Here is a 20,413-nt window from a genome sequence, read left to right as displayed (position 1 = left end):
TCGAGTTCGACATCACCCAGGGTCAGAAGGGCCCGCAGGCGGAGAACGTCCGCGCGGTCTGAGCACCGGGAGCGGGGGGGCGGCGGGGGTCGGCGGGGGCCCCCCCCCGCGCCCGGCCCGGCCCCCCCCCCCGCCGCCCCCCCCCCGGGCGGGCGCCGCCGGGGGCCGCCCCCCCCACGGTGGTGGGTCCCCGGCGGTCGCCCCGGCGAGCTCCGCGCGCCGGGGCGACCGAGGAGTTCAGCGCGCCGCGGCGTGCTCGGCGAAGGCGGCGTCGAGGACGTCGAGCGCCTCGGTCAGCAGCTCCTGGCCGATCACCAGCGGCGGCAGGAAACGCAGCACGTTGCCGAAGGTGCCGGCGGTCAGCACGATGACGCCCTGCGCGTGGCAGGCCTTGGCGATCCGGCCGGTCAGCTCCGCGTCGGGCTCGGTGGTGCCGGGGCGGACGATCTCGACGGCGAGCATGGCGCCGCGGCCGCGCACGTCGCCGATCGCGCCGGTGCGCTCCTGCAGGGCCCGCAGCCGCGGCAGCATGGTCGCCTCGATGGCGCGGGCGGCGCCGGCGAGCTCCTGCTCCCGCATGGTGGCGATGGTGGCCAGCGCGGCGGCGCAGGCGATCGGGTTGCCGCCGTAGGTGCCGCCCAGGCCCCCGGTGTGGACGGCGTCCATGAGCTCGGCACGGCCGGTGACCGCCGACAGCGGCAGCCCGTCGGCGATGCCCTTGGCCGTGGTGACCAGGTCCGGGACGACGCCCTCGGCCTCGCAGGCGAACCAGTCACCGGTGCGGCAGAAGCCGGTCTGGATCTCGTCGGCGACGAAGAGGGCGCCCGACCGGCGGCACCAGTCGGCGATGGCGGGCAGGAAGCCCTCGGCCGGGACGACGAAACCGCCCTCGCCCTGGATCGGCTCGATCAGCACCGCGGCGACGTTGGCCGCGCCGACCTGGGACTCGATGATCGAGATGGCCCGCGCCGCGGCCTGCGCCCCGGTGGTCCCCGGCTCGTCGCGGAACGGGTAGGACATCGGCACCCGGTGGATGTCCGCGGCGAACGGGCCGAACCCGTGCTTGTAGGGCATGTTCTTGGCCGTCAGCGCCATCGTGAGGTTGGTGCGGCCGTGGTAGGCGTGGTCGAAGACGACGACGGCGGAGCGGCCGGTGGCGTGCCGGGCGACCTTGATCGCGTTCTCCACCGCCTCGGCGCCGGAGTTGAACAGCGCCGACTTCTTGGCGTGGTCCCCCGGGGTGATCCGGGCCAGCTCCTCGCAGACCGCGATGTAGCCCTCATAGGGCGCCACCATGAAGCAGGTGTGGGTGAAGGCGGCCACCTGCTCCTGCACCGCCGCCACCACCGCCGGCGCGGAGTTGCCGACGTTGGTGACCGCGATGCCCGAGCTGAGGTCGATCAGCGAGTTGCCGTCGACGTCGACCACGACGCCGCCGCCCGCGCGCTCGACGTAGACCGGCAGGGTGCTGCCCACGGCGGACGAGACGGCGGCTGCCCGGCGGGCGCCCAGTTCCCGCGACCGGGGGCCGGGGATCTCGGTGACCAGGCGGCGTTCCTGGGGCACGGGCCCGGTCGCGGTGAGCTCGTCGGTCGTCGCGTGCAGGGTCATCGCGTCTCCTCCAGGCCGGCCGCCCCCGACGGGCGAGCACCCGGCGTCCAGCGTGGGCCTCGTGGCGCCCCGTCGGTACTGTCCGGTGTGGCGTCCCGAGGACGCCCTGGTGTCCATTCCGTCGGAGGTCCCCCGTGCCGGTCACCGTCGCGACGCTGCTGGCCACCCGGTCCCTGGAGCTGACGCTGCACACCCGGGCCGCCGCGGTCGACCGCCCCGTCTCCTGGGTGCACGTCAGCGAGCTGGTCGACCCCACCCCGTTCCTCGAGGGCGGCGAGCTGGTGCTCAGCACGGGCCTGGCCCTCCCGCCCGGCGGGTCGGGGATCGCCGACTACGTGCGCCGGCTGGCCGAGACGGGGGTCGTGGCCCTGGGTCTGGGCACCGGCCTGTCCCACCCCCGCGTGCCCGACGAGCTCGTGACCGCGGCCGACGCGCACGGGCTGGCCGTGCTGGAGGTGCCCCGGCAGACGCCGTTCATCGCGCTGTCGCGGGCGGTCTCCAGTGCGCTCGCGGCGGAGGAGTACGCGGCGGTCGCGCGGGCCTCGGCGGTCCAGCAGGACCTCACCCGCGCCGCGGTCGCCCCCGGCGCGCCGGCCACCGTGGTCGACCGGCTCGCCCGGCACCTGGGCGGGTGGGCGCTGCTGCTCGACGCCGTCGGGACGCCCCTGGAGGCGGCTCCGCCTGGAGCGCTGGCCCGCGCGGGGGACCTCGCCGGGCCGATCGACCGGCTGCGCGGCGCCCGTCCCCCGGCCGGTGCGGCGCTCACCCACCCCGACGAGACGGTGCTGCTCCAGTCGCTGGGCACCGGCAGCCGCACCCGCGGGTTCCTGGCGGTCGGGCGCCCGGGACCGTTCCCCGCCGCCGACCGGCACGTGGTGAACGCCGCGGCGCTGCTGCTCACGCTGCGGCTGGAGCAGTCGCGGGCACTGGACAGCGCCACCGCGGCGCTGCGGGCCGCGCTGCTGCGGCTGCTGCTCGCGGGGGAGGAGGCCGCCGTGGCCCCGGTGGTCGCCGCGCTCGGCGACCGGCTGCCGACCGGGCCGGTGCGTCCGCTCGCCGTCCTCGGCAGCGCCGAGCAGCGGGCCGCCGCCGTCGACGTGGCCGCCGACGCCGCGGCGCAGGTCCGGGAGCCGGTGTTCTCGGCGGAGCTGGACGACGCGCTGGTCGTCCTGGTCGCCGCCGAGGGACCGCTGGACCGCCGGCTCGCCGTCCTCCCCGAGCGGGTGCCGGGCGCGGTCGTCGGCACGGCACCGCCGGTCCCGTGGGGCCGGCTGGCCGAGGGCGTGCGGCAGGCCCGGCAGGCCGCCGAGCACGGCCGGGTCACCGGCCGGCCGGTCACCGCCTTCGCCGACCTCGCCGGCGCGGGCCTGGCCGCCCTGCTCGACGCCGGGGCCACCGCCGCGTTCGCCGAGGCGGCGCTCGCCCCGCTGGTCGCCGCCGACCGCGCCGGCGCCGGGGACCTCGTCGAGTCGCTGCGGGTGTGGCTGGCCGCGCACGGTCAGTGGGAGCCCGCGGCCGCGCGCCTCGGCGTCCACCGGCACACCCTGCGCAAGCGCATCCACCGGGTCGCCGAGCTGCTCGGCCGCGACCTGGACTCACCCGGCGTCCGGGCCGAGCTCTGGCTCGCGCTGCACCCGCCCACCGCGGTGGAGTGAGAGGGGCGCACGGACCGCGCCCTCCCACTCCACCCCGGGTGGGGCTCAGGCGAACGCGGGCATGACCTCGTCGTGGATCAGCTGCAGCTGCTCCTCGACCGTCGCCACGCCGGGCAGCTCGCGCCCGGTGAAGGTCTTGACGATCGAGGCGTCGGTGATCGCGGCGATGAGGTGGTTGACCCCGGTCGGCTCGATCTCCTTGATCTTCGCCGTCACCTCCTCGGGGGTGCCCGCGAACGACAGCTTGTCCGCGATCTCCGGGGTGGTCAGCTCGATGCCCCGGGCCAGGTCGCCCGCGCCGATGGCGTCGATGATCGGCTTCAGCTGCGCCGCCTCGATGCCGTGCCGCTCCAGCTGCTCGGCGGGCATGGAGGAGGCGTAGATGCCGACCATGCTGCGCGCGGCGTCCTTCGCGGCCGCGGAGTCCCGGCCCACCGCGACCACCACCCAGGCGCCGAAGTCCAGCGTCGTCCAGTCCTTGCCGGCCCGCTCGGCGCCGATCCGCAGGTTCTCGGCGGCGTACTCGTAGGCCTCGCGGCTGTAGCTGAGCGCGTGGTGGCAGCCGTCGGAGTGCTCGGCGGCGGCCTGGAACGACTTCGGCCCGCGCATCGCGCCCATCTTGACCGGCAGGTGCGCCTGCACCGGCCGGGCGAAGGTGAACAGCCCGTCGTACCGGAAGAACTCGCCGTCGAAGGTGATCGCCCCGTCGTCGAGCAGGGTGCGGACGACGTGCACCGCCTCGACCACCCGCGACAGCGGCCTGGTCTTCGTCCAGTCCATCTTGTACTGCGCCAGCAGGCCGAAGTTGCCGCTGGAGAGCACCACCTCGGCCCGGCCCCCGGTCAGCTCGTCCAGCGTCGCCGCCGCCTGGGCGATCAGCGTGGGCTCGCGCAGGGTCACCGGCGAGACGCTGGGCCCCATCCGGATCCGCGAGGTCCGGGCGGCCGCGGCGGCGAAGAGCAGCCACAGGTCCTTGTGCCAGGTCTCGTCGGCCGAGTACACGGCGTGGAAGCCGAGCTCGTCGGCGAGCGTGATCGCCCGCAGCGACTCCTCCAGGGAGTAGTCGGGCAGCATCGCGTAGCTGAACCTCATCGGATCTCCTCACTCACCGGGACACCGGCGTCCCGCCGGATCTGCTGGAGCTGCCGGGCGACCTCGCGGGCGTCGCCCTCGGGGATGTGCGCAGAGTGCCGGTCCGGCCGCGCCAGGAACAGGTAGAGCAGGCCGGTGCCCGCGACGATGACCAGGCCGATCGCCACGATCCAGCGGTCGAGGAAGGTCTCGGTGCCGGGTGCCGGCTTGACCAGCAGGACGATCGCGAAGACGCCGTAGGCCAGCGCCAGCACGTTGACCACCAGCCCGGCGCCGCCCAGGTTCCACAGCCCGGCCGGGCGCCAGCCCATCAACCGCTGGCGCAGCGCGGCGAGCACGACCGCCTGGAAGGCGATGTAGATGCCCAGGACGGCGAAGGCGGTGACGCGGGCCAGGGAGTCCGGCTGCCAGAAGACGAACAGGCAGATCAGCGCCGGGACCACGCAGACGACGAGCAGCGCGTTGGTGGGCACGGCGTGCCGCTCCGAGACGTGCGAGAGCCAGCCGCTGGCCGGGAGCATCCGGTCGCGGGCGAAGGCGTAGAGCAGCCGGCTGCCGGCGGCCTGCAGCGAGAGCACGCAGGAGATGAACGCGACCACCGTGACGACGAGGAACACCTTGGACCCGGCCGTGCCGAGCGTGCTCTCGAGGATGGTCGGGATGGGGTCGGTGTCCTCCCCGGCCATGATCGCCTGGAGCTGGGCGTCGGGGGCGGCCAGCACGTAGCCGGCGTAGGACAGGAAGCCCGAGACCCCGCCGACCAGGATGGTCAGGATCATCGCCCTGGGGATCCGCCGGGTCGGGTCGGCGACCTCCTCGGCCACGTCGCCGCACGCCTCGAAGCCGTAGAAGAGGAACAGGCCGGACAGCGCCGCGGCGAGGAAGGTGCCCGCGTACCCGCTGCCCCCGCCCGCGCCGAGGGTGTCGAAGAAGATCGAGAACGGCTGCTCGCGGCGGAACAGCAGCAGGAACAGGCCCAGCGCGATGACGCCGACCAGCTCGGCGGCCAGGCCGATCTTGGCGATGCGGGCCAGCGTGCGGGTCCCGCTGTAGTTGATGACGAAGGCGAGGACCAGCAGCCCGACGGCGGTGGCCAGCGCCACGCCGGGGGTGGCGTCGATGCTGAAGAGGGCCGCGACGAACCCGCCGCCGAACTCGGCCACCGAGGTGACGGTGACGATGATCGCCCAGATGTAGACCCACGAGACGATCCATGCGTAGCGCCGGTTCCACAGCCGCCGGGTCCACGGGTAGATGCCGCCGGCCAGCGGGTACTGCGAGACGACCTCGCCGAAGACCAGCGACACCAGCAGCTGACCGACGCCGACGATGACGATCCACCAGATCGCCGGCGGGCCGCCGATGGAGAGGCTGTAGGCGAACAGCGAGTACACGCCCACCAGCGGCGAGAGGTACGTGAACCCGAGGGCCATGTTGGCCCACAGGCCCATGCTGCGGTGGAACTCGCCGGTGTAGCCCAGCGCGGCGAGCTGGGCGTCGTCGGTGGTCTGGCCACCGGGTGGTGCGGGTGGTGTCACCGGGTCTCCTCGGCTCGGTGGCGCGGCAACCCCGACGGCGTCGGTGTGCCCCAGGCCACAAGGTCGGCCGAAAACCTATAGAGGCAGAGTTCAGAGGACAAGACACGATCGGTTGCGTTCGCGTTCCGCTCGCGTTGCCCGCTCAGGCGGTGAGCAGGCTCCGGTCGTCCACCGGCACCAGCCGCCACGGGACGCCGGGCACGTCCGCCACCGGCCCGGCGGTCAGCGCCGCCCGCGGCACGAGCCCGCCGACCAGCCAGCGCGGCGACGTGGAGAGGACCACCCGGTCCTCCTCGGTGACCAGGACGAAGGGTGCCGCCGCCGGGCCGACCGCGCGCAGCAGGTGGGTCTCGAACCGGCGCACCGAGACGTCGGCCCCGGCCACACCGACGAACTCGCCGTCGACCACGACCGGCTCGGTCAGCGTGAGCACGTACCGGCCGGTGCCGTGGACGTCGACGTAGGGCCCGACCACGTGTCGCCGCCCGGTGCGCCGGGGGACGTCGAACCACTCGGTGGCCGTGTAGTCGTAGTAGCCGACACTGGTCGGCCGCAGGTCCGGCTCGAGCGTGCGCAGCCGGCCGTCCTCGGGGTCGGACTGCCACCACTCCAGGCGCAGCGGCAGCCCGCGGTCCGGCCGCGGCGCGACGACCAGGCCCAGCCCCACGGCCAGCTGCCCGGGCCGCAGCAGCAGGTCGCGGACGTCGTCGCCGAGCACCGGCCGGCCGGCGCGCAGGCCACCGCCCGCCGCCGGGCGCAGGGCCGCCGCGTGCACCTGCCCGACCGTGGCGAAGACCTGCTCGACGACCTCGGTCACGGCCGCCGTCACGCGGGCGACCTCGCCGGCGGGGCTCACGACACCTCCCGCCGGGGGGCCACGCCGCCGCCCTGGACCGCGCGCAGGCGCAGCTCGATCGACCAGAGGGTGCGGGTCTCGATGTGCCCCTCGGTGAGCGCCCGGGCGGTGGCCGCGTCGCGGGCGGCGATGGCGTCGACCACGGCCCGGTGGCTGGCGACGATGACGCCGAGCAGCTCGGGCGCGTGCGCCGGCGGCCAGGGCAGCTGGCCGAGCTCGAGGTGCAGGTCCATCTCCTGCATGGTCAGCCGCACCGACTGGGCACAGGCCGCCAGCTCGATGTAGAACCGCCCCTCGGTGCGCCGCTGACCGGTGACCGAGTCGGCGTGCGCGAGCCGGTCGACGATGTCGCGCAGCCGCGCGATCTCGGTGCGCGACGCCCGGGTCGCCGCGAGGCGGGCGGCCGCCGCCGCCACCGCGCCGTGCACGTCCCCGAGCTCCCGCAGGTCGGTGGTGCCGAGCTCGGCCAGCCGCGCGTCGGCCAGCTCCCCGAGCACGTCGTCGCGCGCCCGCACGAAGCTGCCACCCCCGCGGCCCCGCCGCGTCTCCACCAGGCCGAGCTTGCGCAGCTCGGCCAGCGCCTCCCGCAGGGTCATCGTGGAGACCTTCAGCATGGTGGCCAGGTCGGCCTCGGTCGGCAGCTGCTCGCCGTCGCCCAGCAGGCCGAGGGCGATGGCGCTGCCCACCCGCCGGACGACGGCCTCGCTGCGCAGCGCGCCGTCGTCGAGCGGGGCGAAGACGGCGCGCCGCGCGTCACCGCTGAGCAGTTGCACGCTCGCCTCCTGGAGCCGGGATGCGATGGAGTGTTACACCCCGGAAGCCGAGGCTTAACCGTTGAATCCATAGGTTTTCCTGGTTAGCGTGACGTCCGCCCACCCCGCCCTGTGACGAGGAGCACGCAGTGACCCAGGTCCACCCCGAACGGGCGCCCGAGGAGACCCCTCGCGTCGACGCCCTGTCCGAACCGTTCACGCCGGGCGCCCCGTCCAACCCGCCGGAGCTGGCGGACTTCCCCGAGACCCTGGCCGGCCCGATCCCGCCGCCGCGGCAGGACCCGAAGACGGCCGCCTTCGTCGAGCAGTGGCGCAACACCTCGTACAACTGCTTCTCGTCGGGGCACAAGTTCTGCCGCGAGGTCTGCCCGGTCACCCAGGTCGAGCGCAACGAGTCGTGGACCCCGACGGCCTTCCACGCCAACGTCGTGGCCATGGAGCGCGGCGAGCTCGACATCGCCGACATCGCCGCCGACTACGTCAACTGCACCCAGTGCGGCGCCTGCGAGCTGCGCTGCCCGAACACCCTGTTCACCGGCGACTTCTACCGGTTCCGCACCCGGACGGTCGACGTCGTCAAGGCGGTCCGCTCGCTGGCCGTGGAGAGCGGCGTGCACCAGCCGAACTGGCAGATCTGGAACGAGCGCACCGACCTGCGCACCCACGAGCCGGTGCTCGGCGAGACGCCCGTGAGCCAGGACAAGGTCCGCGACTGGGCCGAGGGCCTCGACATCCCGATCGGCGGCGAGACGATCCTGTTCGTCGACTGCGAGGCCGCCTTCTACCGGACGTCGGTACCGCGGGCCGTGGCGCAGATGCTCCAGATGGCCGGCTACGAGTTCGGCCTCATGGGCGAGCAGTGGTGCTGCGGCGGTCCCGCCGCGGAGATGGGCTACGCCGAGCAGGCGCAGCGCTTCGCCCGCCACAACCTGGACAACTGGCGGGCGACCGGCACCAGGCGCGTGCTCGTCCTCGACCCGCACGACTACATCAGCTTCACCGAGGACTACCCGAAGTACTTCGGCGAGGAGTTCGACATCGAGGTCGTGCTCGTCATCGAGGTGCTGGCCCAGCTCCTCCGCGAGGGGAAGCTGACGCCGTCGGTGCCGGTGGACCGGGCCATCACGTACCACGACCCGTGCCGGCTCAACAAGCGCAAGGGCATCTGGGCCGAGCCGCGCGAGCTGCTGCGCGCCATCCCCGGTCTGCGCTTCGAGGACGTCGACCGGGTCACCCAGTGGTCCTACTGCTCCGGCGGGGGCGGCGGCCTGCCGATCGAGAAGCCCGAGCTGACCGCCAAGATCAGCGCCGCCCGCCTGGAGCGCGCCGCGGAGCTCGACGTCGACACCCTGGTCAGCGCCTGCCCGTGGTCGGAGCGCCCGCTGTCGGAGGCCGGCGACGCCGAGGACATCGACGTCGTCGACCTGCACGAGCTGTTCGCGCAGTCGCTCGGCATCACGGTCGGCGGCTCCCGCGGCGACGTCGGCGACCGCCGGCTGGCCCAGGAACGCACCGGCGTCCCCGGCCGGGCGCGCCGGGCCCACGGCAGCAGCCGCGGGGGCTGCGGAGGCGGCGGCTGCGGCGGCGGCTGCGGGAACGGTTCCGGCGGCTGCGGGTGCGGAGGGCACTGACCATGACGACCACCGACCCGACCCTGGGCACCGCGCCGTTCACCACCGAGCCGCTGAGCGAGGACCGGCTCAACCAGCTGGTCGCCGCGCTGCGGCCGGTCCTGGCCGACGACCAGGTCCTGCTGGCCAAGACCGACCGCTACAACCGCGCCCGCGTCCCTGCGCCGTTCCCGGTGCACCGCTGGTCCGAGCGGGTGCCCGACGTGGTGGTCCTGCCCACCTCCACCGAGCAGGTGGCGGCCGTGGTCCGCATCGCCAACGAGCTGCGGATCCCCGTCGTGCCCCGCGACGGCGGCACCGGCCTGACCGACGGCGCGGTGCCGCACCGCCGGGGCATCGTCGTCGACGTCAAGCGGATGAACCAGATCCACGAGCTGGACCTGGTCAACCGCACCGTCACGGTGGGCACCGGCATCAACATGCTCAAGCTCAACGAGCGGCTGGCCCAGCACGGGCTGTTCTACCCCGACGACCCGGCGTCCTACCCGTGCTCGCTGGTCGGCGGGCGGATCGGCACCAGCGGGTGGTCGCTGATCGGCTCCCGGTACGGGCACACCCGCGACCTGGTGCTCAGCTTCGACCACGTGCTGCCGACCGGCGAGGTGCTGCACGTCGGTGACGGCATCGGGCAGAAGATCAGCAAGAGCTCGAGCGGCTACCAGCTCAAGCACCTGTTCATGGGGCACCAGGGCACCCTGGGCATCGCCACGAAGGCCACGCTCAAGCTGTTCCCCAAGCCGGAGGCCGAGCTCTCCCCGTTCTGGGCGTTCGACAACTACGACGACGCGCACGCCTGCACCGGGGCGCTGGCCCGGGCCGGGGTGGCCACCTTCGCCGGCGCGGTGCTCTTCGACGAGCACAAGGTCGCCTACCTGCGCCGGGACGACGAGGCCTACATCCCCCAGCCCTCCGACGTCCGCGCCTTGGTCTGCTCGGTGATGTACGGCTACGAGGACGAGGTCCGGGCCGGCGGCAAGCGGCTGTTCCGGATCGCCAAGGAGCACGGTGCCCGCTACCTGGGCGACGAGATCTCCGAGGGCGACTGGGCGGCGCGGCACGACCGGTACGCCACCCCCCTGCACGGGCGCACCAAGGACGGCCAGGTCATCCCGATGTCCTGGCACTGCGAGGACGCGGCGGTGAACTTCTCCGCCGTCCCCGCGGTGAGCCGGGCGTGGCACGAGATCCTGGCCGACCTGCGCCGGAAGACCGACGTCTTCGACGACTGGGGGATGTTCGCCTACACCTCGGCCGCCACCGGGGTCGACTACCTGACCGAGATCGACGTCGGCATCTGGGAGCAGCGCCTCGACGACGCGGCCTGGGCCGCCTGGGTGCAGGCCAAGCGGGACATCGCCGCGGTCGCTCTCGCCCACGGCGGGTCGATGAGCGCCTGCCACGGCTCATGCCGCGAGGGCGAGGTGGACCTGCTGCCGCGCGAGCTGGGCCGGGGCTTCGACGTGATGCTCGAGGTCAAGCGGGCGCTGGACCCGAACAACGTCATGAACCCCGGCAAGTACCTGCTCGACCGGGCCTACGGGAGGGACACCACCGATGAGAACCGATGACCAGCCCGCAGGCCCCGCGGCGACCGCGCCCTACCGGTTCGCCGAGCAGCACACCCCGCCGGCGCCGCAGCGGGTGAGCGAGGTGGCGCAGACGACCTTCGAGCACGTCTACGAGGTCGACCCGCGCCTCATGCAGGAGCACGTGCTCCAGCAGGTGTTCCCCAACTGGGACACCCTGCGGATCATGCGCAGCCGGCACGACCACCTCGCGTGGATGCACCGGCACTTCGCCGAGAAGGTGGTCACCGGGTCGGAGATCCTGGCGGAGGTGGAGGCGGAGATGGGGAATCCGCAGCCGGCCGCCCCGGGCGCTGGACCGATCAGCGGCCCAGATGCAGGATGACGACGGGATCAGCAGGGATGACGGACGAGAGGGACCTGCCGTGAGCGAGAAGCCCGAGCTGCGCAACTTCGTCGGCGGGGAGCACGTCGACGCCACGGACGGCCGCCGGATGGACCTGGTCGACCCCGCCTCGGGCGAGGTGTTCGCCACGGCGCCGGTCTCCGGGGCCGAGGACGTCGACCGCGCCTACACCGCCGCGGCCACCGCCTTTGAGGGCTGGCGGGACGCGACGCCGTCGGAGCGGTCCCTGGCGCTGTTCCGGATCGCCGACGCCATCGAGGCGCACGCCGAGGAGCTGGTGGCGCTGGAGAGCCGCAACACCGGCAAGCCGATCGGGCTGACCGCGAGCGAGGAGATCCCGCCGATGGTCGACCAGATCCGCTTCTTCGCCGGTGCGGCGCGCAACCTCGAGGGCAAGGCGGCCGCGGAGTACATGGCCGGCCACACGTCCTGGATCCGCCGGGAGCCGGTCGGCGTCATCGGCCAGGTCACGCCGTGGAACTACCCGATGATGATGGCGGTCTGGAAGTTCGCCCCGGCGGTCGCCGCGGGCAACACCGTCGTCCTCAAGCCGTCCGACACCACGCCGGCGACCACGCTGCGGATGGCCGAGCTGGCCGCGGAGTTCCTCCCGCCGGGTGTGCTCAACGTGATCTGCGGGGACCGCGACACCGGCCGGGCGCTGGTCGAGCACCGCACCCCGCAGATGGTCTCCATCACGGGGTCGGTGCGGGCGGGCATGCAGGTCGCCGAGACCGCGGCGCGCGACGTCAAGCGGGTGCACCTGGAACTCGGCGGCAAGGCGCCCGTGGTCGTCTTCGACGACGCCGACCTCGAGGCGGCCGCCGAGGCGATCGCGGTGGCCGGATACTTCAACGCGGGGCAGGACTGCACCGCCGCCACCCGCGTGCTGGCCGGGCCGGGCATCCACGACGACTTCGTCGCCGCCCTCACCGAGCAGGCGAAGAACACGAGGACGACCTACGACAACGGCGCCGGCGACGAGGACGCGATGGTGCCGCCGGTCAACAACGCCAACCAGCTGGCCCACGTCACCGGGTTCCTCGACCGCGCGCCCGACCACGCCGAGGTCACCGCGGGCGGGCGGCGGCTCGGCGACCGGGGCTTCTTCGTCGAGCCGACCGTCGTCGCCGGGCTGCGCCAGGACGACGAGATGGTGCAGAACGAGATCTTCGGCCCCGTCATCACCGTCCAGCGGTTCAGCGCCGAGGACGAGGCGCTGGCCTGGGCCAACGGCGTCGAGTACGGGCTGGCCTCCAGCGTCTGGACCAAGGACTTCGGCCGGGCCATGCGGATGAGCAAGGCGCTGGACTTCGGCTGCGTCTGGATCAACACCCACATCCCGCTGGTCGCCGAGATGCCGCACGGCGGCTTCAAGCACTCCGGCTACGGCAAGGACCTGTCGATGTACGGGTTCGAGGACTACACCCGCATCAAGCACGTGATGGCCAACATCGAGTCCTGAGCACGACGAGGCCCCGCTCCCTCCGAGGGAGCGGGGCCTCGTCGCGTCCGGACGCGCCGGCCCGACGGCGCCCGCTACAGGGCGATGCCGGTGAGGACGAGGACCTTCTCCTCGGTGAGGTCCTCCATCGCCGCGTGCACGCCCTCGCGGCCGGTGCCGGAGTCCTTCACCCCGCCGTAGGGCATCTGGTCGGCCCGGAAGCTGGGGACGTCGCCGACGACCACGCCGCCGACCTCGAGCTCCTGCGCCGCGCGGAAGGCGACCTGCAGGTCCCGGGTGAAGACGCCGGCCTGCAACCCGAAGCGGCTGTCGTTGACCCGCGCGAACGCCTCGTCCAGCGAGTCCACGGCATCGAGGACGACGACCGGGCCGAACACCTCCTCGCAGGAGACCCTCGCGGTCGCGGGGACGCCGGTGAGCACGGTGGGCGCGTACGCCGCGCCGTCCCGCTCCCCGCCGGTGAGCAGCGTCGCGCCGGCGGCGACCGCCTCCTCCACCCAGCTCTCGACCCGCCGGGCGGCGGCCTCGTCGATCAGCGGGCCGACGTCGGTGGCGTCGTCGGTCGGGTCGCCGGTGACCAGCTTCGACACGGCCTCGACCACGCGCCCGGTGAGGGCGTCGGCCACGTCGCGGTGGGCGAACACCCGCTGTACCGAGATGCAGGACTGCCCCGCCTGGTACATGGCGAAGGTCGCGATCCGCGAGGCCGCCCACGCCAGGGACTCCTCGTCGCCCTGGTCCGGGCCGACGACGACCGCCGCGTTGCCGCCGAGCTCCAGGGTCACGTGCTTGCGCGGCGCCGACTCGCGGATCGACCAGCCGACCGGCACCGAGCCGGTGAAGGAGACGACGGGCAGCCGCGGGTCGACGACCAGCTCCGCGGCGACGTCGTTGGTCACCGGCAGCACCGACCAGGACCCGGCCGGCAGGTCGGTCTCGGCCAGGATCTCCCCGAGCAGCAGCGCGGTCAGCGGGGTCGCCGGGGCCGGCTTGAGCACGATGGGCGCGCCGACCGCGATCGCCGGGGCCACCTTGTGGGCCACCAGGTTGAGCGGGAAGTTGAACGGCGCGATGCCGAGCACCGGCCCGCGCGGCGCGCGCCGGACCAGGGCCAGCCGGCCGGTCGCGGCCGGGTCGGTGTCCAGGCGCTGCAGCGTGCCGGACCACCGGCGGGCCTCCTCGGCACCCCAGCGGAACGTCGAGACCGCGCGGGCGACCTCCAGGCGCGCCCACTTCAGCGGCTTGCCCGACTCGGCGGTGATGAGGGCGGCGACCTCCTCGCCCCGCTCGGCCAGCCGCCGGGACACGGTGTCGAGGGCGGCGGCGCGGACGTGCGCCGGCGTCGCCGCGCACGCCGCCCGGGCGTCGTGGGCCGCGGCGACCGCGGCCTCGACGTCCTCGGGACCGGCCAGGGTGGTGCGTCCGGCCACGGTGCCGTCGTGCGGCGAGGTGACCTCGAGGACGTCGGTGCCGGTGACGGGCCGGCCGGCGACCCAGTACGGGGTGGTGGTCATGCGTCCTCCTCGGGACGGGTGCGGGACTCGCGCTGAATCTGCGGGACGCCGCGCACCGCGAACCAGAGCCGATCTGTCCACCGGGGACACCGTGGAGCGCCGACCTGGCACGACGCCGGCCACCCCTCAGTGCGCGGCCCGCCTCCGCGTCGACGGGATGACCACCCACGCCGTGACCGCCGCGACCGCCAGCAGGACGGCGGCGGTCACCGCGGTGACCTGCATGGCCCAGGTGAACGACTCGCGGGCGACCGCCAGCACCGGCTCGGCCCCCGCCGCGCCCAGCACCTGGTCGGCGCAGGCCAGGGACTCCCGGACCGCTCCCCCGCCGGCGCCGGCGACGTCGTCCGGGAGGGCGCTGCGGTACAGCGCGGTCTGCAGCGAGCCCAGCAGCGCGACCCCCAGCGCGGCGCCCAGCTCGTAGGACGTCTCCGACAGCGCCGACGCGGTGCCCGCCCGGTGCGGCTGCACCGCGCCCACGGCGGCGTCGGTGCTCAGCGTGAACGCCACCCCGAAACCGCAGCCCAGGACGACGAGCGCGGCGGCCAGCCCGGCGTACCCGGGCAGGGACTCGGCCCCGGCCAGGCCGAGCATCCCGACGGCGGTGACGGCGAGGCCGAGGCCGATGGCCCGGCCCAGCCCCAGGCGGGAGACCAGCGGCCCGACCACGCCGACGACGGCCAGCGAGGCCAGCATCAGGGGCAGCTCCCGCAGCCCGGCCTCCAATGGCGTGGCGCCGCGCACGAGCTGCAGGTACTGGGAGAAGAAGAACAGCAGCCCGGTCAGCGCGAGCAGGGCGATCAGCTGGCTGGCGAGGGCGCCGGAGAAGGCCCGGTTGCCGAACAGCCCGACGTCGACCAGCGGGGCGGCGATGCGCCGCTGCCTGCGGACGAACACCACCGCGGCGACGACCCCCGCCAGCGCCGCGCCGGCCGCGGCGCCCGTGAGCCCGTGCCCGACGACCTCCTTGACCGCGTAGACCAGCCCCAGCACCGCGACGATCGACTGGACCGCGCCCAGCACGTCCAGCCGGCCCGACCGGGGCGCGCGGGACTCGGGCAGCAGCAGCCCGCCGGCGACCAGCAGCACGGCCACGACCGGCAGGTTGACCAGGAAGACCGAGCCCCACCAGAAGTGCTCGAGCAGCGCCCCGCCGACCAGCGGGCCGAGCACCGCCCCGCCGGACGCACCGGCACTCCACAGCGCGATGGCGCGGGTCCGCTGGCGCGGGTCGGGGAACAGGTTGCGGATCAGCGACAGCGTCGACGGCATCAGGGTCGCCCCCGCGGCTCCCTGTGCCGCGCGGGCCAGCACCAGGGTCGCGGGATCGGTCGCCAGCGCCGCGACGGCGGAGGCCAGCCCGAACGCGGCGGTGCCCAGCAGGAGCACCCGCTTGCGGCCGTAGCGGTCGGCCAGGCCGCCCATGAGCACCAGCAGGCCGGCCAGCGCGAAGCCGTAGACGTCGCCGATCCACAGCAGCTCGCCGGCGGTCGGCCGCAGGTCGGCGGTCAGGGCCGGGATGGCCAGCGCGAGCACCGTGCTGTCCACCGACAGGAGGACCACGGCCAGGATCAGCACGGCCAGCGCCGCCCACTCCCGCGGGCCGGCGCCACGCGGGTCCTCCGGGAGGGGCAGGAGGTCGTCGACGGGCCCGGCGGCGGTGCTCATGCGGCGTAGCATACCGACCAGACGGTTTGTTAGCGCGCGACCTAGGCTGCGGGCACGCGAGCGGAGGTGGGCAGTGGCGGGTTCGGTGCGGGATGCGGCGCGGACGCGCCGGGCGCTGCTCGACGCTGCCGCCCGCGCGGTCACCGTCCACGGGGCCGGCGTCAGCCTCGACGCGGTCGCCCGGGAGGCCGGCGTCTCCAAGGGCGGCCTGATGCACCACTTCCGGTCCAAGGACGAGCTGCTGACCGCCCTGGCCGACGACCTGTTCGAGCAGTTCGACCGGGCGGTGCAGGACCGGGTGGACCCCGACGACGCCGCGCCCGGGCGGCTCCTGCGCGCCTACGTCCGGGCGACCTTCGACGAGCTCGAGGGCGGCCAGGACGCCGTCGAGCAGACGACCCTGATGGCGACGCTGAGCTCCTTCCCCGAGCTCACCCGCCGGTCCCAGGAGCGCTACCGGCGCTGGAACCAGACGCTCACCGAGGACGGGGTGGACAGCCAGCGCGTCCTCGTCGTCCTGCGTGCCTGCGACGGCGTCTCCATCGCCCCGCTGTTCGAGGGACCGCTCGGCGCCGAGGAGCTCGCCCTCACCCGGGACCTCCTGCTCCGGCTCACCCGCGACCCGGGCCCGCTCGTCGACCCCCGCTGACCCGCCCGCGCCTCACGCGTCGGCGGCCGCGCCCCGGTGCACGACGGCGCCGTCGACGACGGTCAGCGCGATCGGCGCGTCGGCCAGCTCGTCGGGGTCGGCGCGCAGCGGGTCGACGGCGAAGGCGGTGAGGTCGGCCCGCATGCCGACGGCGACCCTGCCTGCGGCGGCGGACTCCCCCGCCGCGTCGGACGCCTGGCTCGTGTAGCCCTGCAGGGCCATCAGCGGGGTCAGCCCCTGGTGTGGCTGGACCGGTGGGACGTCGGGCTCCCCCGCCGGGCGGCGCAGCTGCGCGTCGGCCAGCACCCGCCGGGGGTCGAACGGTGCGACCGGCCAGTCCGAGCCGAGCACCAGCGGGACCCCGGCGTCGCGCAGGTCGCGGCAGCGCCAGGCTCGGTCGGCCCGCTCGGTCCCCAGCCGGGCCGACCAGTTGTCCGTCTGGTCGGCGCGGGTGAAGTGGGTGCAGTGGGTCGGCTGCATGCTGGCCACGACCCCCTGCTGCAGGAACCGGCCGATGAGCGCGCCCGGCAGCGTCTCGATGTGCTCGACACGGTGCGGCCCGGACGGCGACGCGCCGAGCCCCGCGAGCGCGTCGAGGACGTGCCGCACCGCGGCGTCGCCGATGGCGTGCGTCACCGTCGGCACACCCGCTGCGGCCAGCGCGCGCACGGCGGCGGTGTAGTCGGCCGGGTCGGGCCAGAAGCTCTCGGTCGACTCCCCCAGCGCGTCCGGGTGCTCGAGCCACGCCGTGCCGTTGTCGATCGTGCCGTCGACCATGAACTTGACCCCGCCGATCGACCAGCGCCGTCCACCCTGTCCCTGCAGGTCGACCAGTTCGGCCAGTCCGTCGGCGTCGACACCGGGCAGGCACCACGGGGCGAAGCGCAGCCGCAGCGGGAGGTCACCGGCGTCCTCGGCCGCGGCGACGACCGCACGGCTGTCGCCGAGCAGGTCCATGACGTGACCGCCGGTCAGCCCGGTCGCGGCCATGTCGGCGAGCAGTGCGCGCAGCTGGGCGGCGCGGACCGGGACGGGGTCCAGCGGGACGTGCGCGAGCACCAGCTCCATGGCCGCGCTCTCCAGCAGCAGCCCGGTCGGCCGCCCGTCGTCGTCGCAGACCACGCTCGAGCGCTGCGCGAACTGCCGGGGCCCGTCCACCCCGGCGATGCGCAGCGCCCGGTCGGTGGCCAGGGCCGAGTGCGCGTCGAACAGCCGGACGAACGCCGGGCGCCCGCCCACCGCCGCCTCCACCGGCGCGCTGGTGACCGGCCGGCCCGCGAAGAGGTTCGGGTCCAGCCCCCAGGCCTGCACCCACTCGTCGGGTCCGCGCCCCTCGGCCGCGGCGGCCAGCAGCCCGGAGACCTCGTCCAGCGACCGGGCCGAGGACAGGTCGACGTCCCCGGTCATCTGCAGGCCCATGACCGGGTGCAGGTGCCCGTCGGTCAGCCCGGGGGTCAGGACGGCGTCGCGCAGGTCCACGACCTCCGTGCGGGGACCGCGCCAGTCCCGCACGTCGGCTCGGGTGCCGGTGGCGACGACGACGCCTCCTGCGACGGCGACGGCCTGCACGGGGAGGGCGCCCTCGGTCAGGGTGTGCACGGTGTCGGCGCAGACGACCAGGTCCGCGGCGGTCATGCCGCACCCGCCGGGCTCGCGACGGCACCCGCCGGCTCGTCGGCGTCCTCACCCTCGCCGATGCGGGCGTAGGTCGCCGGGCGGCTGCGGCGCAGCCCCGCGGCGAGGCCCAGCCCGATCAGGAGTGTCAGCGGCACGATGCCGACGAGGACCGCGTTGACCCCGGTCGACGCCGCGGTGTTGAGCTCGATGTTGTCGACCGCGACGTAGAGGGCCACCGCCAGGAGCACGCTGCTCACGATGCCTGCGACGACCGTGCTCGGCCGGCTCGCCGCCGGGTTGCGCCGGACGAAGTAGACGACCGTCGCGACGGCGGTCAGGAACATCAGGAGGAAGATGCCGATCGCCCCGGGGGCGTTCACCCACAGCAGCAGGCGCGCGTACGGGTCGGCACCGGCCACGGCGAAGGCGAGCACGACGACCGCGGCGAGGATCGTCTGCGCGATCCCGGCGACGTACGGCGAGCGGAACCGTCGGTGGGTCGAGGCGAGCCGGGCCGGCAGGACGCCGTCCTCGGCGAGGGCGAGGGCGTACCGGTTGATGGCGTTGTGGAAGGCCAGCTGCGCGGCGTAGACGCTGGTGACGATCAGCGCGCTCATCAGCGTCGCGGCCCACGGACCGACGTAGGTGGCGATCGCGGTGAAGAACATGCCCACCGGGTCCTCGCCCGCCGCTGCCTGCGCCTGGTCGCTGCCGAAGGCCTGCACGACCGCCCACACGATGAAGCAGTACGTGAGGGCCATGCCGACGATCGCGACGTAGGTGGCCCGCGGGATCGTGCGCGCGGGGTCCCGCGCCTCCCGGCGGTAGATCGCCGTGGACTCGAACCCGATGAAGGCCGCGAAGGCGAAGCCGAGGGCCGCGCCCATCCCGGGGCTGAACACGGCGTCCGCGGTGAACGACGCGCCGTCCAGGCCGGAGGCGCCGCCCTGGACGACCACGGCGAAGGCGAGCAGCAGCAGGATCCCGGTCTCCAGGACCAGCAGCACCCCGAGCACCTTCGCCCCGACGTCGATGCCCGCCCACCCGACGACGAACACCAGGGCGATGGCGACCACGGCGATCACCGGCCACGGCACCGTGACGCCGAACAGGTCGGTCAGGGTGGCCTGCGTCTGCACCGCGAGCAGGCCGTACACCCCGATCTGGATGGCGTTGTACGACATGAGGGCCAGGAGTGCGGCGGCCAGGCCCCAGGCCCGGCCGAGTCCCTTGGCGATGTAGGCGTAGAAGGCCCCGGCACTGCCGACGTGCGTGGTCATGCGGGTGAACGCCACCGCGAAGACCGCCAACGTGAGGCCGGCGAACAGGTAGGCGACGGGCGCCCCGATCCCGCCGATGAGGATCGCCAGCGGCGCGATCCCGGCGAGGATCGTGAGCGGGGCCGCCGCGGCGACCACCATGAACACGATGCTGCCGGTGCCGAGGACACCCGGCTCGAGGTGCCGCTCCCCCGCGGAGGGCTCGGGAGCCAGGGAGTGATCGGGTCGTGCGGTCATCGGGGTCCTCTCCCGGCCCGGCGATCGGCTTATCCGAACGGCGTTCGGTTAGTGTGGGTGTGCCGCACCTCACGGTCAAGGCACCGGGCAGGATCCGCGGGTCAGCCCGCACCGCACATGGAGGTCCCGTGGTCCAGCGCCGCCGCCGACTCCTGGACGTCGAGTCGATCCTCGACGCCGCCCTGGCGCTGGTCGACGAGCACGGACGACTCACGATGAGCGAGCTCGCGGGCCGGCTGGGCTCGAGCGCGTCCTCGATCTACCACCACGTCTCCGGGCGCTCGGAGATCATCGAGCTGCTCCGCGAGCGCCTCGCCGCGCAGGTCCGGCTGCCGCCCCTGGACGCCACCGACTGGGCCACCCAGGTCACCGCGTGGATGCACTCCTACCGTCGCGGGCTGGCCGCGCACCCCACCCTCATCCCCCTGCTCATCGGCCAGACGATGACCTCCGGTGCGGCGCTGCGCGGCTACGACCGTGTCGCCACGCTGCTGGCCGCGGCGGGCTGCCCGCCGGAGGAGCTGATCCTCTGGGTCACGGTGCTCGACGCCTACGCCGTCGGGGCCGCTCTGGAGCTGGCCTCCCCGGCGGACGTCTGGCAGAGCGAGGGTGGCACCACGCCGGCCCTGGAGGCCGCGGTCTGGGCCGGCCCCCGCGGCGAGACGCGCGCCGACCGGGCCTTCGAACTCGGTCTCGACGCGCTGCTGGCGGGGATGCGACAGCGGTTCGGGCGGGCCGCGCCGCACTGAACCGCTGCCCGCGCGTCGCGCACCGTGCGCCCGGGGCCGCGCCGGCCCCTCGGGACCAAGGGCCCTGTGGGGACCGGTGGACGTCGGCCAGCATCCGCCTCATCCGGGGAGGCCGGCGCGAGCCCGCCGAGCGCCGGGGTGCGGGG

The 20,413-nt window shown here is 74.5% G+C and carries 16 protein-coding genes; 7 read left to right on the top strand and 9 right to left on the bottom strand.

The window, feature by feature from the left end; translation table 11 throughout:
- Positions 1 to 237: 237 nt before the first annotated feature.
- Positions 238 to 1,611: a 4-aminobutyrate--2-oxoglutarate transaminase gene (gene gabT / locus ACI79I_RS15145; RefSeq protein WP_456993137.1), complete on the bottom strand. Its 1,374-nt coding sequence runs from the start codon at positions 1,609 to 1,611 to the stop codon at positions 238 to 240.
- Between the two features lie 134 nt (positions 1,612 to 1,745).
- On the opposite strand from gabT, the gene ACI79I_RS15140 reads away from it, so the two are divergent.
- Positions 1,746 to 3,266, top strand: coding sequence for a PucR family transcriptional regulator (locus ACI79I_RS15140; protein ID WP_456993136.1), 1,521 nt, complete (start codon positions 1,746 to 1,748; stop codon positions 3,264 to 3,266).
- Positions 3,267 to 3,311: 45 nt separating this feature from the next.
- Here the strand turns inward: ACI79I_RS15140 and ACI79I_RS15135 are convergent, their stop codons facing one another.
- The 4 genes from ACI79I_RS15135 to ACI79I_RS15120 form a co-directional block, all read right to left on the bottom strand.
- The gene (locus tag ACI79I_RS15135) at positions 3,312 to 4,358 is read right to left on the bottom strand and encodes an LLM class flavin-dependent oxidoreductase (RefSeq protein ID WP_456993135.1); all 1,047 of its coding nucleotides are present in this window, start codon (positions 4,356 to 4,358) and stop codon (positions 3,312 to 3,314) included.
- Positions 4,355 to 5,896: an APC family permease gene (locus ACI79I_RS15130; protein WP_456993134.1), complete on the bottom strand. Its 1,542-nt coding sequence runs from the start codon at positions 5,894 to 5,896 to the stop codon at positions 4,355 to 4,357. Before ACI79I_RS15130 ends, ACI79I_RS15135 begins: the two co-directional genes overlap by 4 nt.
- A 142-nt stretch (positions 5,897 to 6,038) precedes the next feature.
- On the bottom strand, positions 6,039 to 6,752 hold the full coding sequence (locus ACI79I_RS15125; protein WP_456993133.1) for a PDC sensor domain-containing protein: 714 nt from the start codon (positions 6,750 to 6,752) through the stop codon (positions 6,039 to 6,041).
- Positions 6,749 to 7,525 (bottom strand): FadR/GntR family transcriptional regulator, encoded by a 777-nt coding sequence (locus tag ACI79I_RS15120; protein ID WP_456993132.1) that lies wholly within the window; start codon positions 7,523 to 7,525, stop codon positions 6,749 to 6,751. The genes ACI79I_RS15125 and ACI79I_RS15120 overlap by 4 nt, the downstream gene beginning before the upstream one ends.
- Positions 7,526 to 7,653: 128 nt before the next feature.
- Here ACI79I_RS15120 and ACI79I_RS15115 point away from each other — a divergent pair, with 128 nt between their 5' ends.
- The 4 genes from ACI79I_RS15115 to ACI79I_RS15100 are packed head-to-tail and all read left to right on the top strand — an operon-like array spanning position 7,654 to position 12,553.
- Entirely contained in the window at positions 7,654 to 9,156 is a 1,503-nt protein-coding gene (locus tag ACI79I_RS15115) for a (Fe-S)-binding protein (protein ID WP_456993131.1), read from the top strand.
- Positions 9,157 to 9,158: 2 nt separating this feature from the next.
- On the top strand, positions 9,159 to 10,724 hold the full coding sequence (locus tag ACI79I_RS15110; RefSeq protein ID WP_456993130.1) for an FAD-binding oxidoreductase: 1,566 nt from the start codon (positions 9,159 to 9,161) through the stop codon (positions 10,722 to 10,724).
- Positions 10,711 to 11,067 carry a hypothetical protein gene (locus tag ACI79I_RS15105; protein WP_456993129.1) on the top strand — a complete coding sequence of 119 codons (357 nt, stop codon included), beginning with the start codon at positions 10,711 to 10,713 and terminating at the stop codon, positions 11,065 to 11,067. Before ACI79I_RS15110 ends, ACI79I_RS15105 begins: the two co-directional genes overlap by 14 nt.
- A gap of 40 nt (positions 11,068 to 11,107) precedes the next feature.
- Positions 11,108 to 12,553, top strand: coding sequence for a gamma-aminobutyraldehyde dehydrogenase (locus ACI79I_RS15100; protein ID WP_456993128.1), 1,446 nt, complete (start codon positions 11,108 to 11,110; stop codon positions 12,551 to 12,553).
- A 74-nt stretch (positions 12,554 to 12,627) separates the two neighbouring features.
- Here ACI79I_RS15100 and ACI79I_RS15095 read toward each other — a convergent pair whose 3' ends face one another.
- Both ACI79I_RS15095 and ACI79I_RS15090 read right to left on the bottom strand, forming a co-directional pair.
- The gene (locus tag ACI79I_RS15095; protein WP_456993127.1) at positions 12,628 to 14,067 is read right to left on the bottom strand and encodes an aldehyde dehydrogenase family protein; all 1,440 of its coding nucleotides are present in this window, start codon (positions 14,065 to 14,067) and stop codon (positions 12,628 to 12,630) included.
- Between the two features lie 126 nt (positions 14,068 to 14,193).
- Positions 14,194 to 15,735 carry an MFS transporter gene (locus ACI79I_RS15090; protein WP_456993126.1) on the bottom strand — a complete coding sequence of 514 codons (1,542 nt, stop codon included), beginning with the start codon at positions 15,733 to 15,735 and terminating at the stop codon, positions 14,194 to 14,196.
- 73 nt (positions 15,736 to 15,808) lie between these two features.
- On the opposite strand from ACI79I_RS15090, the gene ACI79I_RS15085 reads away from it, so the two are divergent.
- Entirely contained in the window at positions 15,809 to 16,384 is a 576-nt protein-coding gene (locus tag ACI79I_RS15085; RefSeq protein ID WP_456993125.1) for a TetR/AcrR family transcriptional regulator, read from the top strand.
- 12 nt (positions 16,385 to 16,396) lie between these two features.
- On the opposite strand, the gene ACI79I_RS15080 is transcribed toward ACI79I_RS15085, so the two are convergent.
- The gene (locus ACI79I_RS15080) at positions 16,397 to 18,019 is read right to left on the bottom strand and encodes an amidohydrolase (RefSeq protein WP_456993124.1); all 1,623 of its coding nucleotides are present in this window, start codon (positions 18,017 to 18,019) and stop codon (positions 16,397 to 16,399) included.
- Positions 18,016 to 19,518, bottom strand: a complete 1,503-nt coding sequence (locus ACI79I_RS15075) for an APC family permease (protein ID WP_456993123.1) — start codon at positions 19,516 to 19,518, stop codon at positions 18,016 to 18,018. The genes ACI79I_RS15080 and ACI79I_RS15075 overlap by 4 nt, the downstream gene beginning before the upstream one ends.
- 128 nt (positions 19,519 to 19,646) lie before the next feature.
- Here ACI79I_RS15075 and ACI79I_RS15070 point away from each other — a divergent pair, with 128 nt between their 5' ends.
- A complete protein-coding gene (locus tag ACI79I_RS15070; protein ID WP_456993122.1) occupies positions 19,647 to 20,267 on the top strand; it encodes a TetR/AcrR family transcriptional regulator in 621 nt (206 codons plus the stop codon).
- Positions 20,268 to 20,413 lie beyond the last annotated feature (146 nt).

The organism is Geodermatophilus sp. SYSU D01105, assembly GCF_054050095.1.
Note: the sequence above shows the minus strand (reverse complement) of the source record. Positions and strands in the feature narration are given on the sequence as shown.

What these genes read in the sequence shown, in the direction of transcription:
- gabT (WP_456993137.1), bottom strand. Translation starts at nt 1,611, where the DNA reads ATGACCCTGCACGCGACGACCGACGAGCTCACCGCGACCGGGCCCGTG.
- ACI79I_RS15135 (WP_456993135.1), bottom strand. Translation starts at nt 4,358, where the DNA reads ATGAGGTTCAGCTACGCGATGCTGCCCGACTACTCCCTGGAGGAGTCG.
- ACI79I_RS15110 (WP_456993130.1), top strand. Translation starts at nt 9,159, where the DNA reads ATGACGACCACCGACCCGACCCTGGGCACCGCGCCGTTCACCACCGAG.
- ACI79I_RS15105 (WP_456993129.1), top strand. Translation starts at nt 10,711, where the DNA reads ATGAGAACCGATGACCAGCCCGCAGGCCCCGCGGCGACCGCGCCCTAC.
- ACI79I_RS15095 (WP_456993127.1), bottom strand. Translation starts at nt 14,067, where the DNA reads ATGACCACCACCCCGTACTGGGTCGCCGGCCGGCCCGTCACCGGCACC.
- ACI79I_RS15090 (WP_456993126.1), bottom strand. Translation starts at nt 15,735, where the DNA reads ATGAGCACCGCCGCCGGGCCCGTCGACGACCTCCTGCCCCTCCCGGAG.
- ACI79I_RS15080 (WP_456993124.1), bottom strand. Translation starts at nt 18,019, where the DNA reads ATGACCGCCGCGGACCTGGTCGTCTGCGCCGACACCGTGCACACCCTG.
- ACI79I_RS15075 (WP_456993123.1), bottom strand. Translation starts at nt 19,518, where the DNA reads ATGACCGCACGACCCGATCACTCCCTGGCTCCCGAGCCCTCCGCGGGG.